At 41.6% G+C, this 25,798-nt stretch carries 17 protein-coding genes and 2 pseudogenes; 9 read left to right on the top strand and 10 right to left on the bottom strand.

The genetic code is table 11. The features are described from left to right. Positions 1–36: 36 nt before the first annotated feature. On the bottom strand, positions 37–7,515 hold the full coding sequence (locus tag MORIYA_RS05810) for an RHS repeat domain-containing protein (RefSeq protein WP_112713475.1): 7,479 nt from the start codon (positions 7,513–7,515) through the stop codon (positions 37–39). A gap of 932 nt (positions 7,516–8,447) precedes the next feature. Between MORIYA_RS05810 and MORIYA_RS20765 the strand changes: the two are divergent. Then, a pseudogene (locus tag MORIYA_RS20765) lies at positions 8,448–8,747 on the top strand (response regulator); the annotation flags it as partial. A gap of 12 nt (positions 8,748–8,759) precedes the next feature. Here MORIYA_RS20765 and MORIYA_RS05820 read toward each other — a convergent pair. The 3 genes from MORIYA_RS05820 to MORIYA_RS05830 form a co-directional block, all read right to left on the bottom strand. Continuing rightward, complete coding sequence (locus MORIYA_RS05820) at positions 8,760–9,848, bottom strand: lipocalin-like domain-containing protein (RefSeq protein WP_112713477.1); 1,089 nt, start codon at positions 9,846–9,848, stop codon at positions 8,760–8,762. Continuing rightward, on the bottom strand, positions 9,845–12,298 hold the full coding sequence (locus tag MORIYA_RS05825) for an ABC transporter permease (RefSeq protein ID WP_112713479.1): 2,454 nt from the start codon (positions 12,296–12,298) through the stop codon (positions 9,845–9,847). Before MORIYA_RS05825 ends, MORIYA_RS05820 begins: the two co-directional genes overlap by 4 nt. A gap of 72 nt (positions 12,299–12,370) precedes the next feature. Next, a complete protein-coding gene (locus tag MORIYA_RS05830) occupies positions 12,371–13,039 on the bottom strand; it encodes an ABC transporter ATP-binding protein (protein WP_112713481.1) in 669 nt (222 codons plus the stop codon). 119 nt (positions 13,040–13,158) lie between these two features. Between MORIYA_RS05830 and MORIYA_RS05835 the strand changes: the two genes are divergently transcribed. Continuing rightward, on the top strand, positions 13,159–14,289 hold the full coding sequence (locus MORIYA_RS05835; protein WP_112713483.1) for a GGDEF domain-containing protein: 1,131 nt from the start codon (positions 13,159–13,161) through the stop codon (positions 14,287–14,289). Between the two features lie 89 nt (positions 14,290–14,378). Here the strand turns inward: MORIYA_RS05835 and MORIYA_RS05840 are convergent, their stop codons facing one another. Together MORIYA_RS05840 and MORIYA_RS05845 are read right to left on the bottom strand one after the other, a co-directional pair. Next, positions 14,379–14,822 (bottom strand): CopD family protein, encoded by a 444-nt coding sequence (locus tag MORIYA_RS05840; protein ID WP_112713485.1) that lies wholly within the window; start codon positions 14,820–14,822, stop codon positions 14,379–14,381. A gap of 173 nt (positions 14,823–14,995) precedes the next feature. Then, a complete protein-coding gene (locus tag MORIYA_RS05845; RefSeq protein ID WP_112718474.1) occupies positions 14,996–16,210 on the bottom strand; it encodes a DEAD/DEAH box helicase in 1,215 nt (404 codons plus the stop codon). 206 nt (positions 16,211–16,416) lie between these two features. Here MORIYA_RS05845 and MORIYA_RS05850 point away from each other — a divergent pair, with 206 nt between their 5' ends. From MORIYA_RS05850 to MORIYA_RS21270, 4 genes are all read left to right on the top strand, one after another. Continuing rightward, entirely contained in the window at positions 16,417–17,067 is a 651-nt protein-coding gene (locus MORIYA_RS05850) for a YcjF family protein (protein ID WP_232011527.1), read from the top strand. Further along, positions 17,054–17,215, top strand: a complete 162-nt coding sequence (locus tag MORIYA_RS21260; protein ID WP_232011528.1) for a hypothetical protein — start codon at positions 17,054–17,056, stop codon at positions 17,213–17,215. The genes MORIYA_RS05850 and MORIYA_RS21260 overlap by 14 nt, the downstream gene beginning before the upstream one ends. Continuing rightward, positions 17,202–17,372 (top strand): hypothetical protein, encoded by a 171-nt coding sequence (locus MORIYA_RS21265; RefSeq protein ID WP_232011529.1) that lies wholly within the window; start codon positions 17,202–17,204, stop codon positions 17,370–17,372. Before MORIYA_RS21260 ends, MORIYA_RS21265 begins: the two co-directional genes overlap by 14 nt. Before the next feature lie 312 nt (positions 17,373–17,684). Continuing rightward, positions 17,685–17,855, top strand: a complete 171-nt coding sequence (locus MORIYA_RS21270) for a hypothetical protein (RefSeq protein ID WP_232011719.1) — start codon at positions 17,685–17,687, stop codon at positions 17,853–17,855. A 280-nt stretch (positions 17,856–18,135) separates the two neighbouring features. Here the strand turns inward: MORIYA_RS21270 and MORIYA_RS05860 are convergent, their stop codons facing one another. Both MORIYA_RS05860 and MORIYA_RS05865 read right to left on the bottom strand, forming a co-directional pair. After that, entirely contained in the window at positions 18,136–18,675 is a 540-nt protein-coding gene (locus tag MORIYA_RS05860; protein WP_112713487.1) for a DUF6942 family protein, read from the bottom strand. Between the two features lie 101 nt (positions 18,676–18,776). Next, on the bottom strand, positions 18,777–19,139 hold the full coding sequence (locus tag MORIYA_RS05865; RefSeq protein ID WP_112713489.1) for a hypothetical protein: 363 nt from the start codon (positions 19,137–19,139) through the stop codon (positions 18,777–18,779). 69 nt (positions 19,140–19,208) lie between these two features. Between MORIYA_RS05865 and MORIYA_RS05870 the strand changes: the two genes are divergently transcribed. After that, entirely contained in the window at positions 19,209–20,150 is a 942-nt protein-coding gene (locus MORIYA_RS05870) for an IS630 family transposase (RefSeq protein ID WP_112713491.1), read from the top strand. Between the two features lie 7 nt (positions 20,151–20,157). On the opposite strand, the pseudogene MORIYA_RS05875 reads toward MORIYA_RS05870, so the two are convergent. Both MORIYA_RS05875 and MORIYA_RS05880 read right to left on the bottom strand, forming a co-directional pair. After that, a pseudogene (locus tag MORIYA_RS05875) lies at positions 20,158–21,412 on the bottom strand (IS66 family transposase). Between the two features lie 130 nt (positions 21,413–21,542). Beyond that, complete coding sequence (locus tag MORIYA_RS05880; protein WP_112713493.1) at positions 21,543–21,911, bottom strand: NADPH-dependent FMN reductase; 369 nt, start codon at positions 21,909–21,911, stop codon at positions 21,543–21,545. A 322-nt stretch (positions 21,912–22,233) separates the two neighbouring features. Between MORIYA_RS05880 and norR the strand changes: the two genes are divergently transcribed. Both norR and hcp read left to right on the top strand, forming a co-directional pair. Next, complete coding sequence (norR, locus tag MORIYA_RS05885; RefSeq protein ID WP_112713495.1) at positions 22,234–23,799, top strand: nitric oxide reductase transcriptional regulator NorR; 1,566 nt, start codon at positions 22,234–22,236, stop codon at positions 23,797–23,799. 236 nt (positions 23,800–24,035) lie between these two features. Continuing rightward, a complete protein-coding gene (hcp, locus tag MORIYA_RS05890) occupies positions 24,036–25,700 on the top strand; it encodes a hydroxylamine reductase (protein ID WP_112713497.1) in 1,665 nt (554 codons plus the stop codon). The last annotated feature ends 98 nt before the right edge of the window (positions 25,701–25,798 follow it).

Here is a 25,798-nt window from a genome sequence, read left to right on the forward strand (position 1 = left end):
CTCTTTTGAATTTACGTATTACTCAATAAAATCACTTTAGGTATTAAATGAAACATTTCTCACCCAAAGAGACCCTATATCATTTAAATTGCCCGGTTTTTTTACTTGATAAATCTGAATGTTAGGGCCGTTAATTTTATTAACGTCACCGAATTGTTGTTGTCTATCATCTGCCTGAACAGTGTTCATCAATGCATCTTTATTGTCGTATACCTCCGCCGCCGCTTTTCCTGCTACGGATTTACCCGCATCCGCTAAAGATGTGCGAATTTTTTTCTTAAGTTCATGTTTTGCGCTGTTGGGTGTAACCGTATATTTCCCTGTTTTTTTATTACTCCATGCTTTTTTTGCAGCAGGGATACCACCGACGATGGCACCCGTGATAGCACAGGTCGCCCAGCCATCTGTAAATGTGCGGTCTTCCCTAATATTGGTTATTCCGTTTGAAACTACGGAATTATTTGCGCCTAATATAACCCCTGAACCAATCTCAGCGAACGTCGTTGCCGTGGAACCTATCGTAGGTGCTGCGGCGGCAATTCCAGCGCCGACCCCGAAAGCAACAGCGCCAAAAACAAAGCCTAAGCCACCTGCAATAAGTGCGTCGGTCAAATTAAAATCGCCTGAAATGGCAGAGCTCACGCCATAAACCGCCAAACCAGCACCACCGCCGATCAATCCCGCCCCTAACATACCAAGGGCGACTCCGGCGGCACCGCCTAAACCACCAGTAGCAACAGTAATAGCAACACCGACACCAATAAGGACAATGCCAATGACCGCGGTAGTAAAGGCAGCCCAAGAAAAAGCGCCATCAGGATCAAAGTAATTAACCCAATCCGAACCGCAGTATAAATAAGGACTGGTATGTTGATTTTCTGGATCCAAATTAAGGAATCGGCCTAATGATGGGGAATATATCCGGTAGCGCATGGTATACAAGTCTAACGTCGCTTCCAGTCTTGCGGAGGTAAAACGAATTGGAATCAACGTTTCTACTGACTCATCTAGAATTGTCTGAACATCTATCTGACCAAAGGGATCGTAGCTAAAGGTGGCTAAAAGTACATTACCGTCATAGATAGCCCGAACGGATGACTGATAATCCTTAATTAAAAAATATACTTGATCATTCTGGATCTGCGCCATCATTCCATTGGCACCATATATGCAGAGTGTTCTAACACCGTTTTTCATCTCACTAAGCAATCGGCCTTGCATATCGTAATTAACAAAAGTCGTCGCAGTGCCATCGTTTTTTGACGAATGTCCTTGTACACCATGGGTATAAGTCAGTTGTCGGCTTCCGACTTGAATTGCCGTTGGTTTATTGAACATATTGTCATACTTGATGAGCATCTCATGTTCAGGTACTTGGGTAACATTCCCCGACGGATCGTATTGAAAAGATGTATTGCCCTTGGATAATAGCTTATTGGTTCCTTCTTCATATTGAAATCTAGTAGACCCATTATTTTCATCGACCTGATTGCCGTTTAAATCCAAATCGATAGCATGAGCTATGCCATTTCGTTCATAAGATTGCAGCCTACCGTAAGCATCATAGCTATAATCAAAGGTTATTTCTGGAGTACCGACATGTCGACTAATAGACTTCGTGATCCGTCCTCCCAACCCAGAACTTGACCCCGTATCGGCATACTCTAATTCTTGTTCAAAGAATCTGTCTTGCATGCCTTTTAACCACATTGCCGAATCATAAGTATAGGTTTTTTCCAAAGCGCCTTCTTGCTCAGGTAAGAACGTCTCCCCTGCAAGTTGCCCACCGGGTAGATAGGAACAAGTATAAATGAGATTGTTTCCGTGTTTCACACCGACTAATCTGGATAAAATATCGTAGATATTCGTTACGATCACATCGTCCATTCGATAACTTGTCATGTTCTTGGCGTGATCATACTCCATCACCAATACATCCTCATTGGCTTGGGTAGATGTGATTTTGTCCTTAATATTGTCTTTAAGGTCATCGAGGTACTTTTCGACGGTTTCTAATATTCCCAAAATTTTTGGACACGTTATTATATTCTCGGCTTGATCATACTTCGTCGCTAATACATCCTCACTAGCTTTGGTAATCGTAGTTTTCTCCCGAATATTTCCCCGAAGATCATAGCAATATTTTTCGACGGTTTCTAATACCCCATCATCATCGAAGCTTTCAACTTTGCTAAGCTTGCGCAGTAAGGTCTGATCCGTACCATCGCCATCATAGAAATTTCTGACTCTGGCAATGCCACCAGCAGGCGCAATACCAACCCATTGCGCCTCTAGTTCTAATTGTACTGGGTCCCATTTTCCCTCGATGGTACCCTGTTCAATCATTCGCGTATAAGTGTCATACACATAATATAAATAACGCCCGGAATCTGACTCCTGATTCTTAAATCGTAACTTTCCAGCCCGATCATAGATAAATTCATAACCACTGGCATCAGGTTCTTTCTGTGAACTCAGTTTACCAAAGACATTATATGTATACGTGCTAAAGAACTGCTCATGCCCCTGCATACCCGAGAAATAGTTAGGGTAGAATACATGCGTTAAATTACCATTGTGATCATATTGATATCGCATCAGCCGCTCAGCGGTATCACTGGCTTCATTATAAGTGATGGACATCACTTTGTTTTCAAAGACATCTACGGCTTCAAAACTGCTAATTCCATCAGGCATTTTCTGTAACTTCAGGGTACAAGTGCCATCTTGTAAATGATGAAATTGACCTTTATTAATGTAGTAATCAAAGCGCATGGTATTACCATCGCCTTCAATCGCCCTTTGCTTACCCGCCTGACCCATTTCTATCTGTTTAGGTGACGGGGATTTCGTATGTTTAATTTGATCATAAGGAAACCCATCATCCTCTGGATAAGTATCTGCAACGAGTCCTTCTAATATTCCAGTGTCACTATTATAGTGCGTTACTAGATCTTGTTGATATGACCAAAGTACATCTTGTAGCTCTAATTTCTTTGTCGTTATCTCCGCTTGTCCCTGCGGGTTATAGAGGGTTTGTCCGACAATAATACCGGTTTCTGTAACAGCAATGTCCTGATGAGATTTACCCGCAAAATCGGTAAATGAGAGCAATATTTTTGGATCTGGCGCAAACCCCATGCAATCCACATTTTCAGTATCGGACACAGCTAGCTGTAATTGTGTTCCTACTGCAAAAGGGTGCTTGCCCTCATAAATAACCGTATCTTCACAAGACAATTGAATACGATGCCCTACTTTTAAGAGCGTAAAGTACTGGCCATCGGTGACATCTACTTGATGAACAAGCCCTCCTGCGTACTTTATCAACCACGTATTATTAATTACTTCGAGATGGAGTTCTCCTAACGTCAACGTCGGTTGTCCAGCCGTCATTGCTGTAAATAAAGCAAAATTATTTTCGGCGATAAATTCCCAACAATTATCAGCGCGAGACCAGTATTTGCTATTACCATCCCATTGATCCATCCAATGAAAGCGTCCGCCGCTGGGGAATTCTATCAACAAAGTTTCATTTAATGTTAACGCTGTCGATAATTGCCCATGCCGCTGTCGCGATAGGCTGATAAATGATCCGTCATCGCCTGCAATAGCCGCTGGATTTTGAAAACGGTCAAGGTAAATTCGTTCACCGCTTTCGTGGTTTTTATGAGATGCAGATTGCTTAGCAAAAGCCCCTGTATACACATAAGCTTCGCCTAAGGAAAGCGATGGTGACAGAAACAATGCGTCGATATATAAAGGCTGAGTGCCAGTAATAGTCACTGTCAACGCCCCTTTTTCTGACGCTGAATTGGAGAAAATATCTCTGAGTTGCTGCCAACGATATTCAGCAGCGGGATATGTTTTAGTTTCTACCATGCTACCAAGTCGCCAAGTAATTGTTATCTCACCCTGCGTTTTTGCGGCTAAAGAAATTCTATTATGAGTACCCTTGTTAGAAACATTGATACTCAGCGCATTATTGGGTTCAATGCGCAAACTTTGCGTTCCGCTGAAGCATTCGCTAGGATCAAGCATCTCGCTAATCCTACCTTCCAACATGTTAAGTTGAGTCAGATTTTCATAAGGTTCAAAACCACAGTACAGAACTTCTTCTGGAAGCGCGTGGTCAAATGCCGCCACGATAAACTGATCTTTTTGATCATAGAGGTAAGTTGTTTTTGTTCCTTCTATATCTTCCGTACAAGCTGTTTCCAGATTCGTGTTAACCTCTATTGTTTTTTGGGTTGTAACCCATTGTTCTCCCTCTTCTTCGAAGCTCGCTGTATGATCCCACAAAAATTCTCCGGTTTGATAATGCCGGTTAGAATCATCTTTCTCAAAAGTATACCGAGTGACCGCCAATATCGTGTTTGACGTTTCCTCTTTTTTTATCTCAAGGACAACATCTGATAGGGCATTTTTTTCCAGAAGGGTGCTGTCATCTTCCCACAAATAGCGAAATTCAGTACTGAACTGTACTTCTTTTCCCTCGGCATTCAGACCTACTTGTTTTATTTTTCGTTTGAGAAAATACTGATCTTCATAATCAATATATGTGGCTTTTTTAATGGATGATGTATTTTTCGCTTGATGATTCGTCATGTCATATGATGGGAAATAACGAGTCTCTTCTAACCGTGTTTGTAAAATAGTAAAACCAAGCGTATCCATGGCCTTCAAACTATTTTCGGACCGATTTACTTGGTTGTTATCACCATCATATTCGATGCTATGAGCCAAACGACCACACATGTGGCTATAATACTGCTTTACATTGGTATACTCATCGTCTGGGTAGTCATAATCATTTACACTAGCGCCATTAAAGAAGTGAAATTCTGTCTTCCCACTAGAGCCATTTTCATCAACTGGATATACCGTCGTGGTTTGGAAAGCACAACGATCATTTTCTAGGCGTACCGTATTCATGTCATATTGAAGATAAATATCTTGTTGCCATACACCATAATCACAATTCAAAGAACGGATCAGTACATTGTGCTGTTTGTCTTTATATTTTTTTTCACTTAACTGGTAAAAATGTACAGCCTTGCTGCTAGCTTTAGAATTAAACGTATAAAAAGATTGAAGACCCGCTTGGGAACCCATCGCGATCGTAGCATCTAACCGTTGTCCTTCGATTACTTTTACATCCGTACTCAATGCACCGTTTTCAAAGGGTACTTGGTAAATTTTTTCATATCCAATAAGTTGATAGAGTAAATAACCGCCTTGAGCATCGATTTGTACATGAGCATAGTCAATGTTTTGCTCTAGATCGCCAATATTTATCCAAGTGTCATCAATTGTCCGCGTGAAGATATACCGCCCCAATACAGCGTACTCCCCTGCAATCAATGGTTGGCAGGTTCCCTCTATTTGCGTGAGTTCCTCTGATTGTGGAACCCCATCGGTTGTCCATCCATCACGATAAGGGTCAAACCTTTGAGCATAGAACCGTTGACATTGATTCACATTCTCAACAGCCAAGGCCATATCTGAAGCGTAAGAAAATTTATAAGCGCCACCGGAAACGACGTCAAGCAGCTTGTGATGTACCCAACCTTCAGGTGTATAGCGGTATACGTGCTCTGCGTAGCCAATTAGGGTATCTGTTGTCACCGCAAATATATAAGGGCTTATCGTATCATCTGTATACTCAAAATCTTCCACTTGATAGCCAGTGAATTGAAAACCATCGGTCCAAGTCAGCAAAACTAGCGTTGTTTTAACACTGTTTCCTTCATGGTTAATAAAACACGCACTTGCTTGAGCATATCCGATAGACCATACATACTCTCGGACTACAAGTTCCCAGTCCACATTAGCTGTCACATCAAGGGTTTCCCCTATTTGCCAATTGTGATCTTCATCTGAATAGAAACTTTGTAGGCGAATATTGCCTGAGTTACTGTCACCATAGGCGCCGAAGATAAATCCATCCCCCGCACCCAATGCCTGATATTCCCGACTTTCCACTTCCAACGTATTCTCATGCCAATCATTGTCTGTGTATTTATATTGTAAAATGTTCAGACTATTTTGCTCGGTATATTGAACAGCAACAAAATCGGTTCCACAAGCAATGGAAGGTCTATCGTGGCTATTTTCTGTTGAAAAATCTCGAATTTCCCAATCAAAACGCCTTACAGGTGAACGTTTAATAATTTTTATCTTATAACTGCTGGATAATAAGTCCAGATAGGAAAGGCAAATAAATCCATTACCCAATTGTAATTGTACGTCTGATACACTCTCGTCAACCATGGAGTCATCAATATGCTGTCGCCAAGTAATATCCCATTGATAGATATGAAACTTTATTTTTTCATCGCGCTGAAGCAACACAAATTCAAAATCATTTCCTTTGTATATTTTACTTTCCCAGTCCATCTCCAAATCAAACTGACCATACCCATCACTGGTCGATAGCTCAGTCTTCTCATAGTTATATGATATTCCTGTTCCAAGTGGATACTGTAACTTTTCTACCAGTCCTTCAAACTCACCACTCTTTTTATAAGTCAAAGTCAAAGCTGGCCGCTTGGTACCTTCTGCTGTGATTTGCGCTATTTCGGTTAATCGCCGCTTAGTTTCTTCGGTTCCAGATGCAACTAACTCATAGATCAGTTCCTGAGAATACATCAGTACGTGATGCTCATTGCGAACATCTAGTTTTTTAAGATATTTGTCTTCATATTTTTCTTGGTAAGCATTATCGCCAGCCGTAATACTGTGGTTTGTTCCGTATTCCCCGGCTTCTTTATCTTCATAGTGAAACAATATTTCATGATCGTAGGAGGTTTGAATTCGTTTTAACCGTACCGTTCTGGTATAAGAAGCACCTGCAAGCGTTTCCATTACATTATCGTATTGGTACTGAACCTGCGCCCCTTTGCTTGTTTCAGCCGCTGAAAAATACCATGCACTGATGAAACTTTCTGCACAATTTGAGACTGAAGGTCCAATCCAATTATCCCAACTCAGGGTTTTTTCATTGCTGTCATCACTACCACCATAAGTATGTCTAGAGCCATCTTCATGCAAGATTTCCCAGTAGGAATGCTCTGCATTATCATATAAATAAAACTGCCAATTAGGATGCTCAACCGAAAAAAAACTTATCTTATCATCCGTAGTTCGTCCATTTCGGTACAAAGGATACTGACCGCCTTCCCCAATAAGATAAAATTCCTTTTGGTAGGATTGCTTAACTTGTCTATTTTTTACCATAATCGCAGAAAGCCCAATACCCCAACCATAGCCCAAAACGGTATTAGCAAGCTTTCTATTTGGGTGGTGAAAGTGTTCAGGATTATTTTGCATATATCCTGCTTGAACCGTTACAGAAAGATCGTCACGACCCTCCAAGTGGCAAAGTGTAAGTGGCAATTTTAGTGAGCCAGTAAACAAATCAATAGTATTGAGTGCATTTTCAGTAGAGCTGTTTCCCTTTTGGCCATTTCGATATCCAATGTTTAATCCATTGTCGTTTTCTAAATATGACACGCTTAATCTCCTATCTTAAAACGATACTTAAATGCGTTTGTCGAAAAAATGCCAATTAAAGTTACTCGTTTTAAATTAACATCCTATAATCAGCACCCTACAGATGTTAAATAGATTTAACAATCAAAAATTTACATCAACAGCTAAAGTGTTAAATTGACAATGGGGGAACGTTTATATTTTGCTAATTTTTTATTTTTATAACTAGAACGCAAATAATAAGGATATTTATAGGTAAAAAGTGTGTGTTTTAATGATATTTCAGGTGTTTTCGTGGGTTTTACACTTTAATACAGTGCAAATCTATAAGCAAAGCCAGTACCAGTTGCGATGCGCTATCATTGAGCATTACCTCAATCCGGAAAGCTGACTTCATTAATTGATCTAGTTGATGCACTGAACTCTCCAGCTAACTATTAACATTTATCTATTATCTGGTAATACACAGACTCTTTCACGTACCCAGTCGAGAGCTTGTTTTCAATTCATTTCCACAAAACCCAGTTAAGTGCGAATATCGAGGAGGTGATCACTTCAATGATAGCGACTGCTGACTGGGCTACGGTAGTGTGTTCAGCAGTAATACAGAGCAGGCGTTACACAATTGGGAGATAGGCCGAGACTTACATGATATGCGCTTAGCGGCGAGCCATTCGGTTAACATTGTAAAATCAGTGAAGCAACTTGGCCGCAGCGATACCGGCACTGAAGAACTGCTTGATGTTAATCATACCTTGCACAAAGCCTTAGCCCTTTTACACAATACCCTGCGCGGTATCGAGATTAAGTTACAACTCATGCAGCTCCCTAAAATACACGCTAGCGTGACGGAATTAGTTCAAATTTGGCTTAACATTATTAAAAATTACAGCGATGCGTTAAGGACAACCACCGGGCCTTGCATTGTGATATCGACAGAACAGGTGCGCAATATGCGCGAGGTATTGAGTGCCGTGTTGCAGGATTTATCTCCCTTGGCCGACTATTTTAATATTGAAGATTGTGAGTCAGCGATAGAAGCACTGACGGTGATCGACGAGCTCGATAACAAGGGGGAACATATAGGTTTGATCATTTCCGATCATGTCATGCCTGAAATGACAGGGGTTGAATTGCTTACCCAGATATCCACAGACCCACGTTTTGCTCGCACCAAAAAGGTGTTGCTCACGGGACAAGCAACCCATAACGATACGATCAAAGCCATTAACCAAGCACGGATAGAAAGCTATATCGAAAAAAACTTAGTTTACATAACCCGTCATTTCCACAAATCCGTCCCCAACATGCGAACCTGTAAAAGTAACCATACCCTCAAAATATTCAATCCCAAATCGCATGATCTGCTGTTGATTAACGACCGCAACGTGTAAGTCGACATTTAAACCAATACTTGATTTGTCCACTTGTAAGTCAAACGCATAGGGATAATCTAGCGTATCGTTAATATGACTTACCAACTTAATATTATTCGCATCGAGAACATCAATATCGCCATTCCTGTGCATCAAACTGCCATAGACAAAATCTTGTTCAGAAGAACGAATACGGTAAATCATCAAGGCTGTCTCTGTTGATAAACGCAGCGAAAACCAGTCCCAGCCTTGTTGATCTTGCGCGAGCATTGCCGAGCCCCACTCGCGGTCAAACCAAGCTGAACCTGTCACATTTAGCCATTGCCCTTGCCATAATATTTCACCTGTTACATCAATAAAGGGCTGGGAATAATAATGGCTGGCGATCGCGTCATCTTGATGCTTTTTACTATAGCCCTGCTCGCCTTGCAGAAAAAATGGACTCATCGTTGCCAGAGATAATTTGACCTGCCACGCTTCATTATCTGTGCGCGCAGCGCCATAACTGAGTTGTGCAGGGAATAAATCCGCTGACGACTGCCATAACCAATCATCAATGGCAGCGCTAAAAGGTTGCTCGGTAATCGCCACATTGGTAAACTCTTCCCGACCTTGACGTAAGGTAGCAAGATGCACCTTAGTATCCGCCAATGCGCCATGAGCAAAATACCACTGCGCTTGATTAACCGCGATACGGAATAACGTCCACTGCGTAGCAAAACGTATTCCAGTGTCCGTCTTTAGATTAGCCGTTAAGTACCACCATTCATGACGATAGTCTTTATGTGGCGCATGTGCTCGAGGAAAACTAAGTCCGTATTCTGGTGATGCTTGTGTATACTGTTGTCCATTATGTTCCACTTTAAGCAGATTTCGATTCGACTCAGCAGACGTCTCAACTTGCTGTTTACAAGACATTAGCAACAATGCGACTAAGACTAAAAACACCAACAATTTTAAAAATTTGCGTGACTTCATCTGCGACTCCTTAAGTTCAATTTGAACAGCGGAATACTGAGTGCTGGCAGCAAAAATAATAGTCCGAATATACTGCTAACAGCAAAGGAACCCACATTAAACATCAATGGCATTGACCAACCAAAAGACGCCGGTAATGCCTGACTCACCAGTGCATTAGCCAGTATCGTTGCAATCGGCCAACTTAACAACACACAGCCAACCGTAAGTAAGCACCATTGCGTCAGCATATGCACAAACAGCTCGCGCTTGCTATAACCCAAACTGCTCAAAATGTATAAATCGGCTTTACGCGCCAGCTCTAAACCATTAGCCGATAAGAACAAACCAAAACACGCAATCACCAGTAACATAACCGCGATCAACCGAGTAAGTACAAAGGTCTGGGCAAAGACTTCCAGGGCTATTTTTTTTACTTGTGCGGGTTCATATATTTGATCATCGGCCAGCCCCAGAGCCCTGCTCACGACTTGCTTATCAATAACGGAGTCTGGATTAAAATACACCCCGAAACCACTGTAAACCCAACCAGAAAATAACGAATTTGCTTGCTGGGTATCTAACGTCAGCGAAAATCCCGGATAGCCGTACTCATAATAGATACCCTGAATATAGCAGCTGTATTGCTTCTCACCCTGGCGAAGCTGAATGACTTGATCAACGCCCAATTGCCGTTTGAGCGCGAGTTGTTCATTAATAAAACATCCCGGTGTGGCTTTGATTGACGACGACTTTAACAACAGCGAGGCAATCTGCCGTGGGGACTGATAACTAGACACTTTAACCGAATCATCCGCACTCTTCGCCCAAGTATGTTGATGGAGAATGTATTCATCGATATCACGATTATTCTGCAACCAGGTTTCCACCGATTGTTTTTGACCCGGATGATAGCGGATCAACAGATCGGCACTTAATTGCTGGTCGAGAAAACGCACAAACGCGCCCTCAAAGCTGTGTACCATTAAAGCAGCAGCAATACTTGTCGTTAGCGCCAGATAAAAAGCAGCCAAGGGTAAATAACGCCGTCCAATCTGATTGCTGGCATCTTTAACAATGTAATCCATCCGGAAAGCATTTAACTGAAAATAATGTAACCCCAAAAACTTAAAAAAAATCCCACTTAGCCATAACAATCCTTGTAAAAAATGCGGTAACAGCGCCACACTGGCGATCAATAACAGGCCGTATTTAAGCATGATTTGATACCAACTCTGTTCTGGCCACCCGCTAAATAGCAGCAATAAGCTAACGGCGACAGCCAAGGTTGCCCGTCGAGGAAACCGCACTGTTACTTCGTTTGCTGATAACGTGACATGGGCAGTACTGATGCGTTTGAATTGCTTGATTAATGCCAGTAAGACTGCAACAGATGAAATAAGCAGCGCCCATAACGCGTATCGCCATTGCCAAGTAAAGTGACCACTCATATTGAGTGAATAAAGCTGACTAAACGTAAGACCCAGCAAGGGTAACAATACAGTCACCAGAGTAATTGCAATCAATATCCCGACAATACTGGCAACCAGCACCAGAAATAAAGCTTCAAGCAACATCGCTAGTTTGATCGTGTTTAGCGCAACCCCCAGCAAACGTAACTGCATCGCTAATTCTGCACGTTTATGCCAAGCCTGCTCTCCCGCCTGAAACGCGATAAACATGCTAACGATAAATCCTAATACCGCCAACGCTAACAGGTTAAGGTGCAGCGCATCGGCAAACCCACTACGCTCTTGATATGACCAGGGTTCATTTAGGGATAAATGCGTGGGTAATGCAGATTCCAACTCAAGCTTCTGCGCTACTGTTAGTGGCGCTACCATTAACGCACTAAAATCAATCAGCTGAGGGAACAACTGCCAAGCGAGTGCAATATCAACTAATGCGACTCTGCCCCACTGTTCGCTTGTGGTTAAAGTAATAGGAATAACGGTATTGTCAGCCAAGGATAATTCAGATTTACCCCCTGGTTCTATATCGATATCTATGGCCAGTGACGCCAGGTGTGCTTTAGTGAGTAACACCGTTTGGTGATTATACTGCGCGGGTTTAGCAATGCTCAGCGCCAGCATATCAATCGCAACAAACTTCAGTCGTTTGCCATTAGTCAGATGTTTTCGGAACGTTAATACCGGGGTGATTTGCGTAAAGCCCTGTCTGCGCAAGTGAGCAAAGTCATTTTTACTCACTCGCCCACCCTGCTTGGCGACGATATAAAAACCGAGCGGACTGGTTAATTGCGCATTGGCTTGTTGATATTGTTGTTTGCTCGCATGATTTAAGACCAGAATACATAACAAAGTACTGGTGGCTATGGCTAAACTGAAAATAAAACCCAAATGTAACAAACGATGGTGATTATATTCTGCGATTTGGGTTCGTAATACCAACCACAATTCCTGCCGATCTAATCTGCGGATGAAACTAGTAGTAGTATTACTATCCGTCATCGTCTCTATCACCCTTGGGTAGACTAACCAACTCGATAAGCTTTATTTCTATTATTTGTTATTTGTTATTTGTTATTTGTTAACTAAGGTTAGCTGACCATCTGCTAATTGATAGATCTTATCCATTTTGGCCGCAACGTTATGGCTATGCGTAACGAGTACGAGTGCGGTATTGTGGGATTTAGCTAACTTGACCAACAACTCCACCACACAACTACTATTGTTATCATCCAGATTACCGGTCGGCTCATCAGCAAGCAGTAATTGAGGTTGCGCACTCATTGCCCTGGCAATCGCCACTCGCTGCATTTCGCCACCAGAAAGAGTCAAAGGGTATTGATTTAATAATGCTTGAATATCTAGCTGTCGCGCCAGTGCCGTACACAGAGATGCATCGTAGCGATCAGCCAAACGAGCGCTAAAAGCGATATTATCTTGAACCGACAAACTCGATAATAAATTATATTGTTGAAAAATTATCCCCAACTGTGTTTTTCTCAAATCACTAAGCTGCTGCTCACTCGCTTGTGCCAGCGCCACCCCTGCGAGGATGATCTGGCCTTGCTGTATCGGTTCAAGTCCGGCAATGAGGTTAAGTAACGTGGTTTTTCCGCTGCCACTGTCCCCCATCAAACCTATGCATTCACCTTGCCCCACAGTTAAGCTTAGATCAGACAGCAATTGTCGCTTCCCATGGCCATCTGTGATCTGATGGTTAAGAGACTCAATGGTTAATGACACGCTTACTCCTTAGCTATCCGTGCTTGCAAAGTGATTGAAATGACGCTCATGCCACGTCGTTAGATTAATAATAGTGGCATTTGAAACAACCCCACACAGTATCTTGGCAATGCCAAACAATGATGCTTCCAAATAACTTGGTATCCGAGGGTCTGGTAAGTCTGCCCTTGATCGTTGATGCCACTATTGAAACCTTTACAGGTACTGTGCTAAGTCAACGCAGCAGACCTGTTGTGTCAGAATGCTGGTTAGATAATCTATCATTGTTATTTAGCCCAACAAGAGTAGAAGTTATACCACTCTTTCACAAAAAAGATCTTGTCGGACATTTAAAGTTGAAGATTGATCCTTTACCGGCACGACAAGTCTTTTTTAAACGAATTCAGTATATTGCTGTTGGTGAGCTGGTAAAAACGCTGATTTTAGCTGCGGCCTTGCTAGCGCTATTCTATATAACACTGGCACGACCTATTCGTAATTATGCCCATTGGGTTGAGCAGATTGATCCCGATAACCCAGTAGGCTGGCTGCGAGCGCCACCAAAACGTAAACAGCGTGATGAGCTGACTGCTTTAGGTGAATCAATCTTTCAACGTCTTGTACAGGCGCGAACCTATTTTTTGGAATTACAGCAAACTCGTAGTGCATTGGAAACCCTTAATCAAAAATTAGAAGATCGTGTACAAGTACGAACTAAAGAGTTAGAGGTTGCGCTGGCCCGTGCTGAGCATTTAGCGACGACAGATGTAATCACAGGGATCCCCAACCGTCGTAGCTTTATGGATCAAGCAGAAAAAAGGCATGCAGAATGGCTGCGATATCAGCGCCCTTATGCGTTACTGATGATTGATTTGGATAAATTTAAGCAGATCAATGATACTTATGGGCATCCCGCTGGCGACCAGGTTTTAATCTCAGTAGCGGCTGCATTACAGCAACACACCCGGCGTGAAGATATAATCGGTCGTATAGGAGGAGAAGAATTCGGGGCGTTACTGGTTGGCGTCTCCGAAGTCGGGGCCATTATGCTGGCCGAACATATTCGCGCTGAAATAGCAAAATTGCCCATTGAGTTTGGCGGGCAATCTATCACAGTAACGGCAAGTTTTGGCCTAGTACCGCCAGACCAATTACAAGAAGACTTCAATGAAGTATTTAAAGATGGCGATCAGAGGTTGTATCAAGCTAAAAATGAAGGTCGTAATCGAGTTTGTATTTACCACAGTGAGATTTGTACTAGTGATCACTAAAATAAAAATAGGGAGTAACGTCATAGTCAAAAGCAACTGTTGATGAAACGAACTGCATTTCGCTCGATTCACCAACCACATTAGAGAGGTTAATATAACCATCCAGTTCTAAATGATACACCAGCCACAACAAATAAGATCGAAAATATAGTCACAGGAATAATATGCCATGCCATCACCGTAAGGTTTTTCTCTGTCAGATAAGGGATAACCCTAAATCGAGCGTGCAATGCAAATCCAACCGTAAGTGCCAATAAAATCAACTTCATCGCCAGTACATGGGTGACAGGGTTAGAAAAATCAACCCATTGATTAAAATCTGGCAGCATACGATAAGCCAACATCAAGCCGGTAATAATTTGGATTATAAGCGCAGGCATGCCTATTTTTTCATACACAGACTCAAAGCGGTGTAGTTGTGCAGGCGAACGTTCTTTTAATACTCTTGGCAAGATAACGATAGAAAGAACAATATGACCACCGGTCCAAATTGTCGCGGCGAGGATATGCAGTAACAATAGTAATCCGTACATGTTTACCTACTTACTATATGGATAAAATAAATAGACAATTTATACCCCAACTCATTTATTTACAACATAAAAATACGTATTGCTCGCTATTACACATTATTGAAAACATAAAAAAAGCGACTCACTTGAGTCGCTACAATTCATTATTAATAGTATCCATTCTTACAGAATAGTTATTTTTTCTTCGCTGGACGGCGGCGACGTGGTGGCTGAGAACGTTTTGGTACATAACCTAAGATAGAGTCAGGGATACCAACTTTCGCTTCAAAACCTTCAACTTCTTTACGTTCGATAACATGGTCTAGCAATTGTTCGATTGCACATAAGTTACGGAAATCATCACGAGAAACGAATGAAATCGCTTCACCGGATGCACCAGCACGGCCAGTACGACCAATACGGTGAACATAATCAGCCTGTTCTTCAGGTAGATCGTAGTTTACTACGCGGTCTAAATCATCAATATCAATACCACGAGAAGCAACACCAGTAGCAACAAGAAAGCTTAGTTCACCGGCTTTAAATTCTGCTAATAACTGCTCACGCATCGCTTGGCTACGACCACTGTGGAATGATTCTGCTTTAATGCCACGTTTTTCAAGTTGGCTTACTAACTTAGCCGCACCACGTTTTGTTTCAATAAAGATTAACGCTTGCTTCCAGTCATTTTCAATAATCATGTGGCTAAGCAATGCCGATTTCACATCTTTATCTACAACTATCAACCACTGGTCAATTTCTGGTGCAGTTGTATTTTCTGGTTCAATCGAAATTTCCAGCGCGTAGTTAATAGCAGTTTTTGCTAAGAAACGTACTTTGTTCGATAACGTTGCCGAAAACAGTAAGTTTTGACGTTCTTGCGGTAAACGCTCGATGATTTTGTTAATGTCGTTAACAAAACCCATATCTAACATTTTGTCCGCTTCATCGATAACTAACACTTCGAGTTCGTCAAAGTGAAGCGCACGTTGATGGGCCATATCGAGTAAACGACCAGGCGTCGCAACTAGAATATCAACACCTTCAATGAGGCGTTGTTTTTGTGGGTCCATATCAACACCACCGTACATCGCCATTGATGTTAGGTGTAAATGTTTACCGTATTGCTCAACGTTTTCTGCTACCTGAATTGCCAATTCACGTGTTGGAGTTAAGATCAGCGCACGAATACGCTTCGCACGTAGTGTGTGTTTGTGGCTGAACATTTGTAATAGTGGTAATACAAAACTTGCAGTTTTACCTGTACCGGTTTGCGCCGCAGCAATTAGATTTTTGCCCGATAAAATAGCCGGAATTGCTTTTTGTTGAATCGGTGTCGGTTGCTCGTAACCTTTCTCAGCTACTGCTTGTAATATTAATTTGTTTAATCCAAACTTCGAAAATGGCATTTGTAATCTCAAGTATTTGATAAATAAGTAAACTGCTAAGATTGGAATAAGTAACAGTTGGATATTGGCGTGCATTCTAACACGAAGCGAGAGTTTACGGGATAATTTAACGTTTACTGTTTTATGTTTTATGTTGATAAATGATTCGATGTTTATGTCATATTCTAAACATTGTTTAAAACGCCATAAAAAATTCATCCATCCAAGTGAGTATCGACGAACAAGCTAAAACAGTGCAATACAATCAACAACAGTTTGAAAAATTATGGGGAGGTGAAATCCCCCACGTCGACTTCGAACTTGCTAGCGGTGATACATTTGGTATACCCGCGTTAAAAGATAAACTAACGGCATTATTACCGATTATCCAACAGTTTAACCAGAAACAGCAACATACTGATACTAAAGTTGCTAATTTTCAGACGTTAAAAACTGAAGTACTCTGGTATGCGGGTTCGGCTGGCGCAGCAGATGCAATTCCGGCTGTTGGTTTGGTTGCGGTGCCAAGTATCCAAGCAAAAATGCTACACAGTTTAGCTAACCAATACGGTGTTGATTGGGATAAACAGGCTTTTGCAGAGTTTATCGGCACGTTAGGGTCGGGGTTTGTGCTCCAATATGCATCTAAATTCGGTATTCGCCAATTAGTAAAACTAATCCCTGCTTACGGACAAACGATAGGTAGTGCATCCGCGGCAGTGATTAGCTTTGCATCTACCTATGCCGTAGGCCGTGCAGCGTGCAAGTACATGTATCACAAGAGCAAAGGCGAAGCGGTATCGAATCAGGACATGCAAACGATATACAAAGACGCCCTAGCAAATATTAAAGAGGTAGCGAAAAGTGAAACGCGTTAAGAACAGCCTGACACAACTGAATAACCTTTCGGCAGGAGTAACAGCAGTGCTGACATTAGCGGTATTCCTGCCTGTACTGGTCCTGTGTGTTTTTGGTTTATACGCCATTATTCAATACGGTTATACTCTGGAGTTTGCGAATACCTGAAGACAGCTTAGTGAAAGCCTCTGCCGATTGGTCTGATGCCGAAAATGCAATCTGGCAACGTCTTAATCAACAGATTGCAGTACAATTTGCCGACGATGATGCATGGGGCTCGTTAAAAACACACGGTCTTGTTATCGCCAATACCACAGCCGAATAATTTCCCCGTAGTGATCTGCAATTTTCGGTAACTGACGGGTTAAAACTATTGAAGAAGTAAGTCGCCGCTATCGCACAATCCTCAAAGAAAACGTGCCTTTTGTCGAAAACATTAAAGTCTCTCATTTAAAATTTGCCTATGGCCATCAAAATCAAATTGCAACCGACAAGCAAGCCGCAGACTTACTCAGTAAAGCTTATCGGGTTTATCAGTTCATCAATCCTGCTGCGGCGATAGCCAGAACAACTGGAACCCTTACGTATTGCAGAGATCGGACAAATCAGTGCCGGTAAGTCGTCGCTTATCAAAACCATTAAAGGGACGCTTGACGCAGAAGTAAACGCACTACCCTCCACCAGCGAAGTGCATGTTTATAGTTGTACAGTTGGTGATATTGAAGTGCTAAATTTGGTGGACTTACCAGGCCTCGATGGTAATGAAAAGACCAATAAAACAGTTTTTAAGCATGTAACTATTATCTGAATGGTCTCCACCGTATGATTTAGCCCAATCTGACTCAGAAAAAGTTATAACAATTAATAAAGCCATTGAGTACAACCAAAACTACTTGGCTTCGATACTATCATCCCGACTTCGTTTTCAACTGACTCTCAAACATGGGGACAGGAAAGTCTCGAACAACTAATTGCCAATAATGTCGATGAAAGCATTAACGTTCAGCGTAATCGGCAGCGTTTAGAGGGAGGCAATACCAGCGCATCAGCACAATTTAAGCGCGTATTTAAAGGCGGGAAACGCTTATTTAAAAAGGCACTTTCGTAGTCAACTGACTTAACATCACAGACAGGCGTTCAATTTTGATATTGGATAACTGTCTGTAATCAAAATAAGGGCAAACGATTAAACGGCTGGTTTTATCAAGGGCAAATTCGTCATTTAACCAAATTAAATTAGCCTGCAATTCACCGGATGCTAATAGTTGCTTGGCATAAGTGCGTCCACATATAATATGAATAGTCTGCGTATTTGCATCCAGTTCTGGCGGGCTGAATAACAGAGCCGTGTCACTACCCGCTTGTAACAAATAACCATCGCGATACTTCTGCCAAGTCGGCGCGCGCTGCGCAAAATCAAAATCAGCTGGATTTAAGGCATACAGCAACTTGGCATACACATTAAAGACTTTACGCCAGCCATTGCCACATGCTTGACCTATGGCATTAACTTCACCACTGACTAACGAGTTAACACCCGTTATACCTTGGTACTCCAACATGTTTGGCGTATTTGCCAGATATACTGCAAATTTAAATTTAGAACAGCCAAGACCTTTGTTTGTCATCACGAACTACGCCTATATTTCTATTATTAAACAGCGCGTATTATACCCAAGTTACTTCAAGAGGCTATATCAGAGATAAGCAACTTAAAACGCGCTTAAGCTTAACCAAGCACAGAAACACCCGAAGCTTTTATTATTGATAAAATTAAACCAATAGAGAACACTGCATTTACAACCATAAAAATTAAAGATATTGATATCGCTAATCCATTATCACGATATTTACCGACCAAATTATTAAACATTTTCCGGATCATAGCCAAAGCAATAAAAAATAAACTTACGCCAGACACAATGCCGATAACTAATGGTACAACGTCACTGGTTTTATCATATATGACAAACAATAGACTCGTTACGCCTAGCCACCCCAACCATGAAAACCACAAATTAGCATACTTTTTATCGAGCGCTAGTTCACCAAAATCAATCAATATTTGAAAGAAAATAACTGCTATACCCATGATCTTTGATAATGCTTCTCATCGAAAAAAAAGAATTGAAATTTAATTTAATAAGATCAAACTAGGAGCATGAAAATATTACTCACACACCAAGAAAAGCTAACCTTAGAGTCACGCCACAGAAAATGCAGTGATAAACGTGAGTGTGACCGAATTAAAGCAATTTTACTCTCTGCTGAAGGTTGGTCGACAACGATGATATCTCAAGCTCTTCGAAATCATCAAACAAGTATTATTCGTCACCTAAATGATTATATATCCAATAAGAAACTCACTTCAGAAAATGGTGGTTCAGATAGTTACTTGAATGAAGTGCAAACAGAAGTCGCTATCGCTCATCTAAGTGATATTACTTACTTTCATATGCATGATATTCGAGACTATATAAAAGACACTTTTGATGTTGAATATTCAATTTCAGGTTTGCAAAAATGGCTTCATCGTAACGGCTTTAGCTATAAGCAACTAAAAGGCGTTCCTCACAAATATGAGCAAGAAAAACAAGATGTTTTTGTTGCGGAGTATGAAGTGCTAAAGGCAACGGTAGCAAGCGATGAGCCTATTTTATTCATGGATGCAACACATCCTACTCAAGCGACAAAAGTCAGTAATGCCTGGATACAAACAGGAAGAGATAAGCCAATAGAAACGACAGGCTCACGTACTCGATTAAATATTGTAGGCGCAATAAGATTGGGTCATTTAGAGGATGCAATTACGCAACAATATCCGACTGTAAATGGCGAATATATAATTGATTTTTTTTGCTGTATAAAAGAGAAATATCCTCAAAGTAAGACGATTCATTTAATACTTGATGGTGCAGGATATCATCGTAGTAAGGTCGTCAAAAGTAAAGCGATAGAATTAGGCATTGAGCTTCATTATTTGCCCCCCTACAGTCCAAATTTAAACCCTATTGAGCGGTTGTGGAAAGTAATGAATGAGCATGCAAGAAATAACAAGTATTTTTCATCAGCCAAAGCATTTGTAACCGTTCACCAGAGGTAGGTTGTATTTAGGTTTTAGCGAAATCGAAGACATCAGGATAGGGTTCTCGTCGTATGACTGCACCCACGATCGTTGAGATCACGCTTAATGCCGATAGCTTTCGCTTCTTGCAGGTTTCAACTACAGATAATACACGCGAACGAAATTGGTCGCCGCGCTCTGAACTCGTGCCGTAACTAATTTTACGTAAAATAACGCTACCTCGAATACACCGTTCAGCTTCATTATTTGTAAGCGGTATATCTGGGGATGATAAAAATACCCATAAACTCGGCTCATGCTTTAAGATAAATTTACATCGACCGACGTAACGTTTACAAGGTGTTTTCATTCCTTTTTGCAATAAAAAATTGAAACTTTGCCGTAATCGACGCATTCGTCTTTGATATTGATGGGCAGTTAATTGATTATTTTCATATCGATGCTGAGTCCTAAAAACACTTTGGCAAGTTAATACTAATTTCTGACCAATATGAGCCGTCAGCCCTTTGCCACTGTAGTCGGCCATCTTTTGAAGATTACGCACAATGTGCGCCCAACAAAATTGATGTTTCTGATTATCGATCCAAATATAACTAGCACAATCGGCGATAATTTGATGGCGCTATGTAATGCTTGATGCAGCGGTGTGAGCATATTACTGACTCGACCTTGCGCCTCTGATATTGCACCTGTTGAAAATGTAGTGCCAAATTAAGATTTCAATAAGCTTTGAACTTTTCGAATACTAAGGTGATATTGTCCAGTCAATACTCTGATGTAACTGAGTAAATTAGGTCCCATTTGACTCGCGGATGCGGTAACAGGGAGTTTGCCTTTACTCACAGATCCACAACCCGTGCATTTTCCATGATAAATTTGATAGTCAGTAATATCGAGATCTTGTCTTGGCAACTCGAACACTTGATGTCTATAACTCGGTTTATCGTAAGATTCAACGGTACAAGCACAGCTTTTACACTGGGTTTCAGGTGTGCAAGATACAACAACATCAGACGCTTTAAGTTCTGTTATTGGGCGCTTATGCCCCGTGTGGTTTGGCTGAGCGCCAATCTTATTTCCACTACGAGGCGCTTGAGCTTTTTTCGCTCGGCCTTTGCAGCAGGAGTGTCCGATGACGGTGACAACGATGAGTTCCGTGAGGATGTGGCCAATCTGTCTTCATATTCTCTTAGCTGTTGCCATAATTCCTGAATTAATTTATTAGCCTCGTTAAGATTAACGACTTCAGGCGGCTCTGTTTGATATATTTTATTTTTCATATCTGAATTATCAGTGCTAGAAACGATCATGCAAATACTAAATACGGATCAAGAGATGATCGTCTCATTTTATTTTTCAAGTAGGGTCTGGTGAACACTTACAGTAACGGGACTGTGATGCATGCGCTATCTATGATATTTCCAGACATACATGCAGAGAATCTAACGCGTGCGAGGCTCGTTGAGAGATATTAAAAATAGCGACAGGCATATCAACAAATTCTTCGCCACTTACCAGCCAATTGAGGGCATTCTTTAAAACACCACTAATGCCACGCGCATATTCAGGACTCGATAAGAAAAGGCCATCAGCTTCTGCAAGGCGGTTTTTAAGGGCTATTATATTTGGATCTATATCTGGATTGAACAATGGTATTTGACCCAATTCATCAAAGAGTGTGATTTCGATATGTTCTGGTGCTAGCGCTTTCATTGCCTTAAGTAGCGCCGTGTTATAAGAGTCTTTCCTTAGACTTCCCGATATTGCTAATATCTTCATTTAAGCATCCTTCTATCTATACCCAAACTACTTCAAGATGCTGCATCAGAGACTAGTGGGATATCAGGACAAACCGAAGTAGCTTGGGTATGTAAATAATTGTTCATCATTAAGTATTAAACTTTGCGTCCATAATACTGTAATTTTTATTTATAAAACCACCTATGAATCAGCCTTTAAGATAATACTTAATAAAATAATCCCTTATAATATTAATCAAGATCAACAAAGCCCTCGTTATACCTACGTTTCAACATCTAGCCATTTACAGCCCTACCGTACGATGTGAAAATCACATCACGTCCAATATTAAGGCCCATGTATGCCGACTTCTCTCAACCAAGCGATGTTACGAATTGCCCTCGATCTTAATTTAAACCTACCGTCAGGCCACCACTACCAGCGTTTAATGCAATCGTTACAGTCGGTTCTGCCTTGTGATGCCAGTGCCTTGTTCATTCTTGACGATGAAGGGTTATTATCAGCTGCTGCTGTCAATGGCTTATCAGATGAAGTATTAGGTCAAAAGTTCGATCCGCAACAGCACCCTCGCTTTCAAGCTATTTTAGCCAGTCATGAACCGGTACGTTTTCCTGCCAGCTCAACCTTACCCGATCCCTTTGATGGCTTGTTAAAAAACGATCCGAACCGAACTATTGATGTACATGACTGCATGGGCTGTAGTTTATATGTTGAAGATCAACTGGTTGGACTCATCACCCTGGATGCCATGCAAGTCGGCGCTTTCAAGCGTGTCGATGATATTACCGTCGCCACCTTTGCCGCATTAGCCGCTGCAACAATCCGTAATGTAAATCAAGTTGAAGCACTGCGAAAAAGCCACCAGCAACAGCAAAATATGAATCAAGTACTCATTCAAGAAGCCCGAAATAAAGGTGGTGAATTGGTCGGTATAAGCCCTGAAATGCAAACCCTACGCGATAATATCAACATGGTTGCCTATTCCGATTATGCGGTATTAATTAGTGGTGAGACTGGCACAGGTAAAGAGCTGGTAGCCCATGCTGTCCACTCCAATTCATCACGGGCGACACAACCGATGATTTACGTTAACTGCGCGGCATTACCCGAAAGCTTGGCAGAAAGTGAGCTATTTGGCCACGTCAAAGGTGCATTTACCGGTGCACACAGCAACCGCGCAGGTAAATTTGAACTGGCCGATGGCGGCACCATATTCTTAGATGAGATCGGTGAGTTACCGTTATTAATGCAAGCTAAATTACTGCGGGTTATTCAGCAAGGCGAAGTGCAGCGTGTCGGTGCAGATAAGAACTTAATGGTCAATGTCCGTATTATCGCCGCAACTAACCGTAATTTAACCGAAGAAGTCGCCGCAGGTCAATTTCGTAGTGATCTGTATCATCGTTTAAATGTGTTCCCAATTCACGTCCCCCCACTGCGTGACTGCCAAGGTGATGTCGCAGTGTTATCTGGGCATATTCTTGATCGCGTTCGGTCGCAATTTAATGTCGCTAAATTACAGCTGCATCCGCAGGCATTAACAGCACTGAATAACTATAGCTGGCCGGGGAACGTACGAGAATTAGAACATACCTTAATGCGTGCAGGATTAAGGGCCATTCAAGCACAACAAAGCCTGATCCTACAACAACACTTATCAGATGAGGTTAGCCATACTTATTCATACACCACAGAAACAGAAACGGATGACTTACCGACGACATCATTTGAACTACGCGGTGCAGTCGAAGTATATCAAACTAAATTAATCTCCCATGCCCTGCAGCAATCAAACTTTGTTTGGGCACAAGCCGCAGAGTTTTTACAAATGGATCGCGGTAATCTGTATAAAATGGGTAAAAAATTAGGTATTAAGCCTAAAGAGTTACGCGCAGCAGTACTTTAATTAAAGTTGCGCCGTATTTAGCGACTTCTTAAACATATACCCAAACTACTTGGGTATATGTGATGTACTAATCACATCATATTTGATGTGGTTAGTACATCATCAGCACAAATCTGAAAACACAAAAACCATAAATATCAACAAGATAAAAGTTGGCACGTTCAGTGCAATATAGATTCCGAGATCATCGTTAAATCGATATCAATAATATAATTATAATTATAATGGAGTCTTAAATGTTCTGTATTCAATGTGAGCAAACTGTTCAAACGCCTGTGTCTAAAGGCTGTTCTTATACTCAAGGTATGTGTGGTAAAACGGCGGACGTTTCAGACCTACAAGACGTTTTAGTATTTAATTTACAGGGCGTGTCTTTCTGGGCCGAACTAGCACGTAAATACGACATCATTGATGCTGAAATCGATGCTTGGGCACCACGTGCATTCTTCTCTACGTTAACCAACGTTAACTTTGTGCCAGAGCGTATTACTGAATACACTGAAATTGCAGAGCGTTACAAGATCCAACTACGCACACAAGTAACGGCGGCGGCGGCGGCGGCGGGTGAAGAGTTACCTGAATTATCTCCGGCAGCACAATTTGTATTACCAGCAACCGCTGAAGAAGTCATGAACTTTGCACCAGAAGCAGCGGTTAACCGTGGTCATGACGAATTACACGAAGACATCATTGGTCTGCGTTTATTATGCTTATACGGCCTTAAAGGTGCTGCAGCATACATGGAACACGCCAATGTACTTGGTCAAAGTGACGACGCAGTAAACGGCGAATATCATCAGATCATGGCATTCTTAGGCACTGAGCCGACGGATACGGATACGTTATTAGAAACATCGATGCAAATTGGTTTACTCAACTACCGCATTATGGAAATGCTAGACAAAGGTGAAACAGATACCTTTGGTCACCCACGACCAACGCAAGTAAACGTAAAACCGATTGCAGGTAAATGTATTCTGGTTTCTGGCCATGACTTACATGATTTAGAAAAGATCCTGCAACAAACTGAAGGCAAAGGCATCAATGTTTATACCAATGGTGAAATGTTACCTGCGCACGGTTACCCAGAACTGAATAAATACCCGCACTTAGTTGGTAACTTCGGTAGCGCTTGGCAAAATCAGCAAAAAGAATTTGCTAACTTCCCAGGTGCGATCGTGATGACATCTAACTGTCTAATCAATCCTAATGTGGGTCAATACGCAGATCGTCTATTCACCCGTAGTATTGTTGGCTGGCCTGGCGTTGTCCATATCGAAGGTGATGATTTCTCACAAGTGATCGAATGTGCCTTAGCACAATCGGGTATTGCGCACACCGAAATTGAACATAAGATCACAGTCGGTTTTGGCCGTAATGCATTATTGGAAGCGGCACCTGCCGTTATCAAAGAAGTGAAAGCGGGTAACATCAAACACTTCTTCTTAATCGGTGGTTGTGACGGTGATAAGTCAGAGCGCAGTTACTTCACTGATTTAGCCGTGAACACCCCGAAAGATTCGATTATATTAACCTTGGCTTGTGGTAAATACCGTTTCAACAAGAAAGAATTTGGCGATATTAATGGTATCCCACGTCTATTAGATGTTGGCCAATGTAACGATACTTACTCCGCTATCCAACTGGTATTAGCATTAGCAGAAGAGTTTGATTGTGGCATAAATGAATTACCGTTAACGATTGTATTGTCTTGGTTTGAACAGAAAGCCATTGTAGTGCTACTGACGTTATTTGCGTTAGGTTTCAAAGGTATTTATACCGGTCCTACAGCGCCAGCATTCTTAACTGACAACTTGATCAAAGCATTACAAGATAACTTTGATATGCGCAGTATTGGTGACGTTGATACTGATTTAGCGACAATGTTGTCTGGTAAATAGTATTAGCTGGTAAATAGCACTCGTTGATCAATGCGGTAATATGCCGCATTGATCAAAGACGTTCGACACGCCATAAACCATTCAAACCTTAAATTATC

The organism is Moritella yayanosii (genome assembly GCF_900465055.1).
GTDB lineage: Bacteria > Pseudomonadota > Gammaproteobacteria > Enterobacterales > Moritellaceae > Moritella > Moritella yayanosii.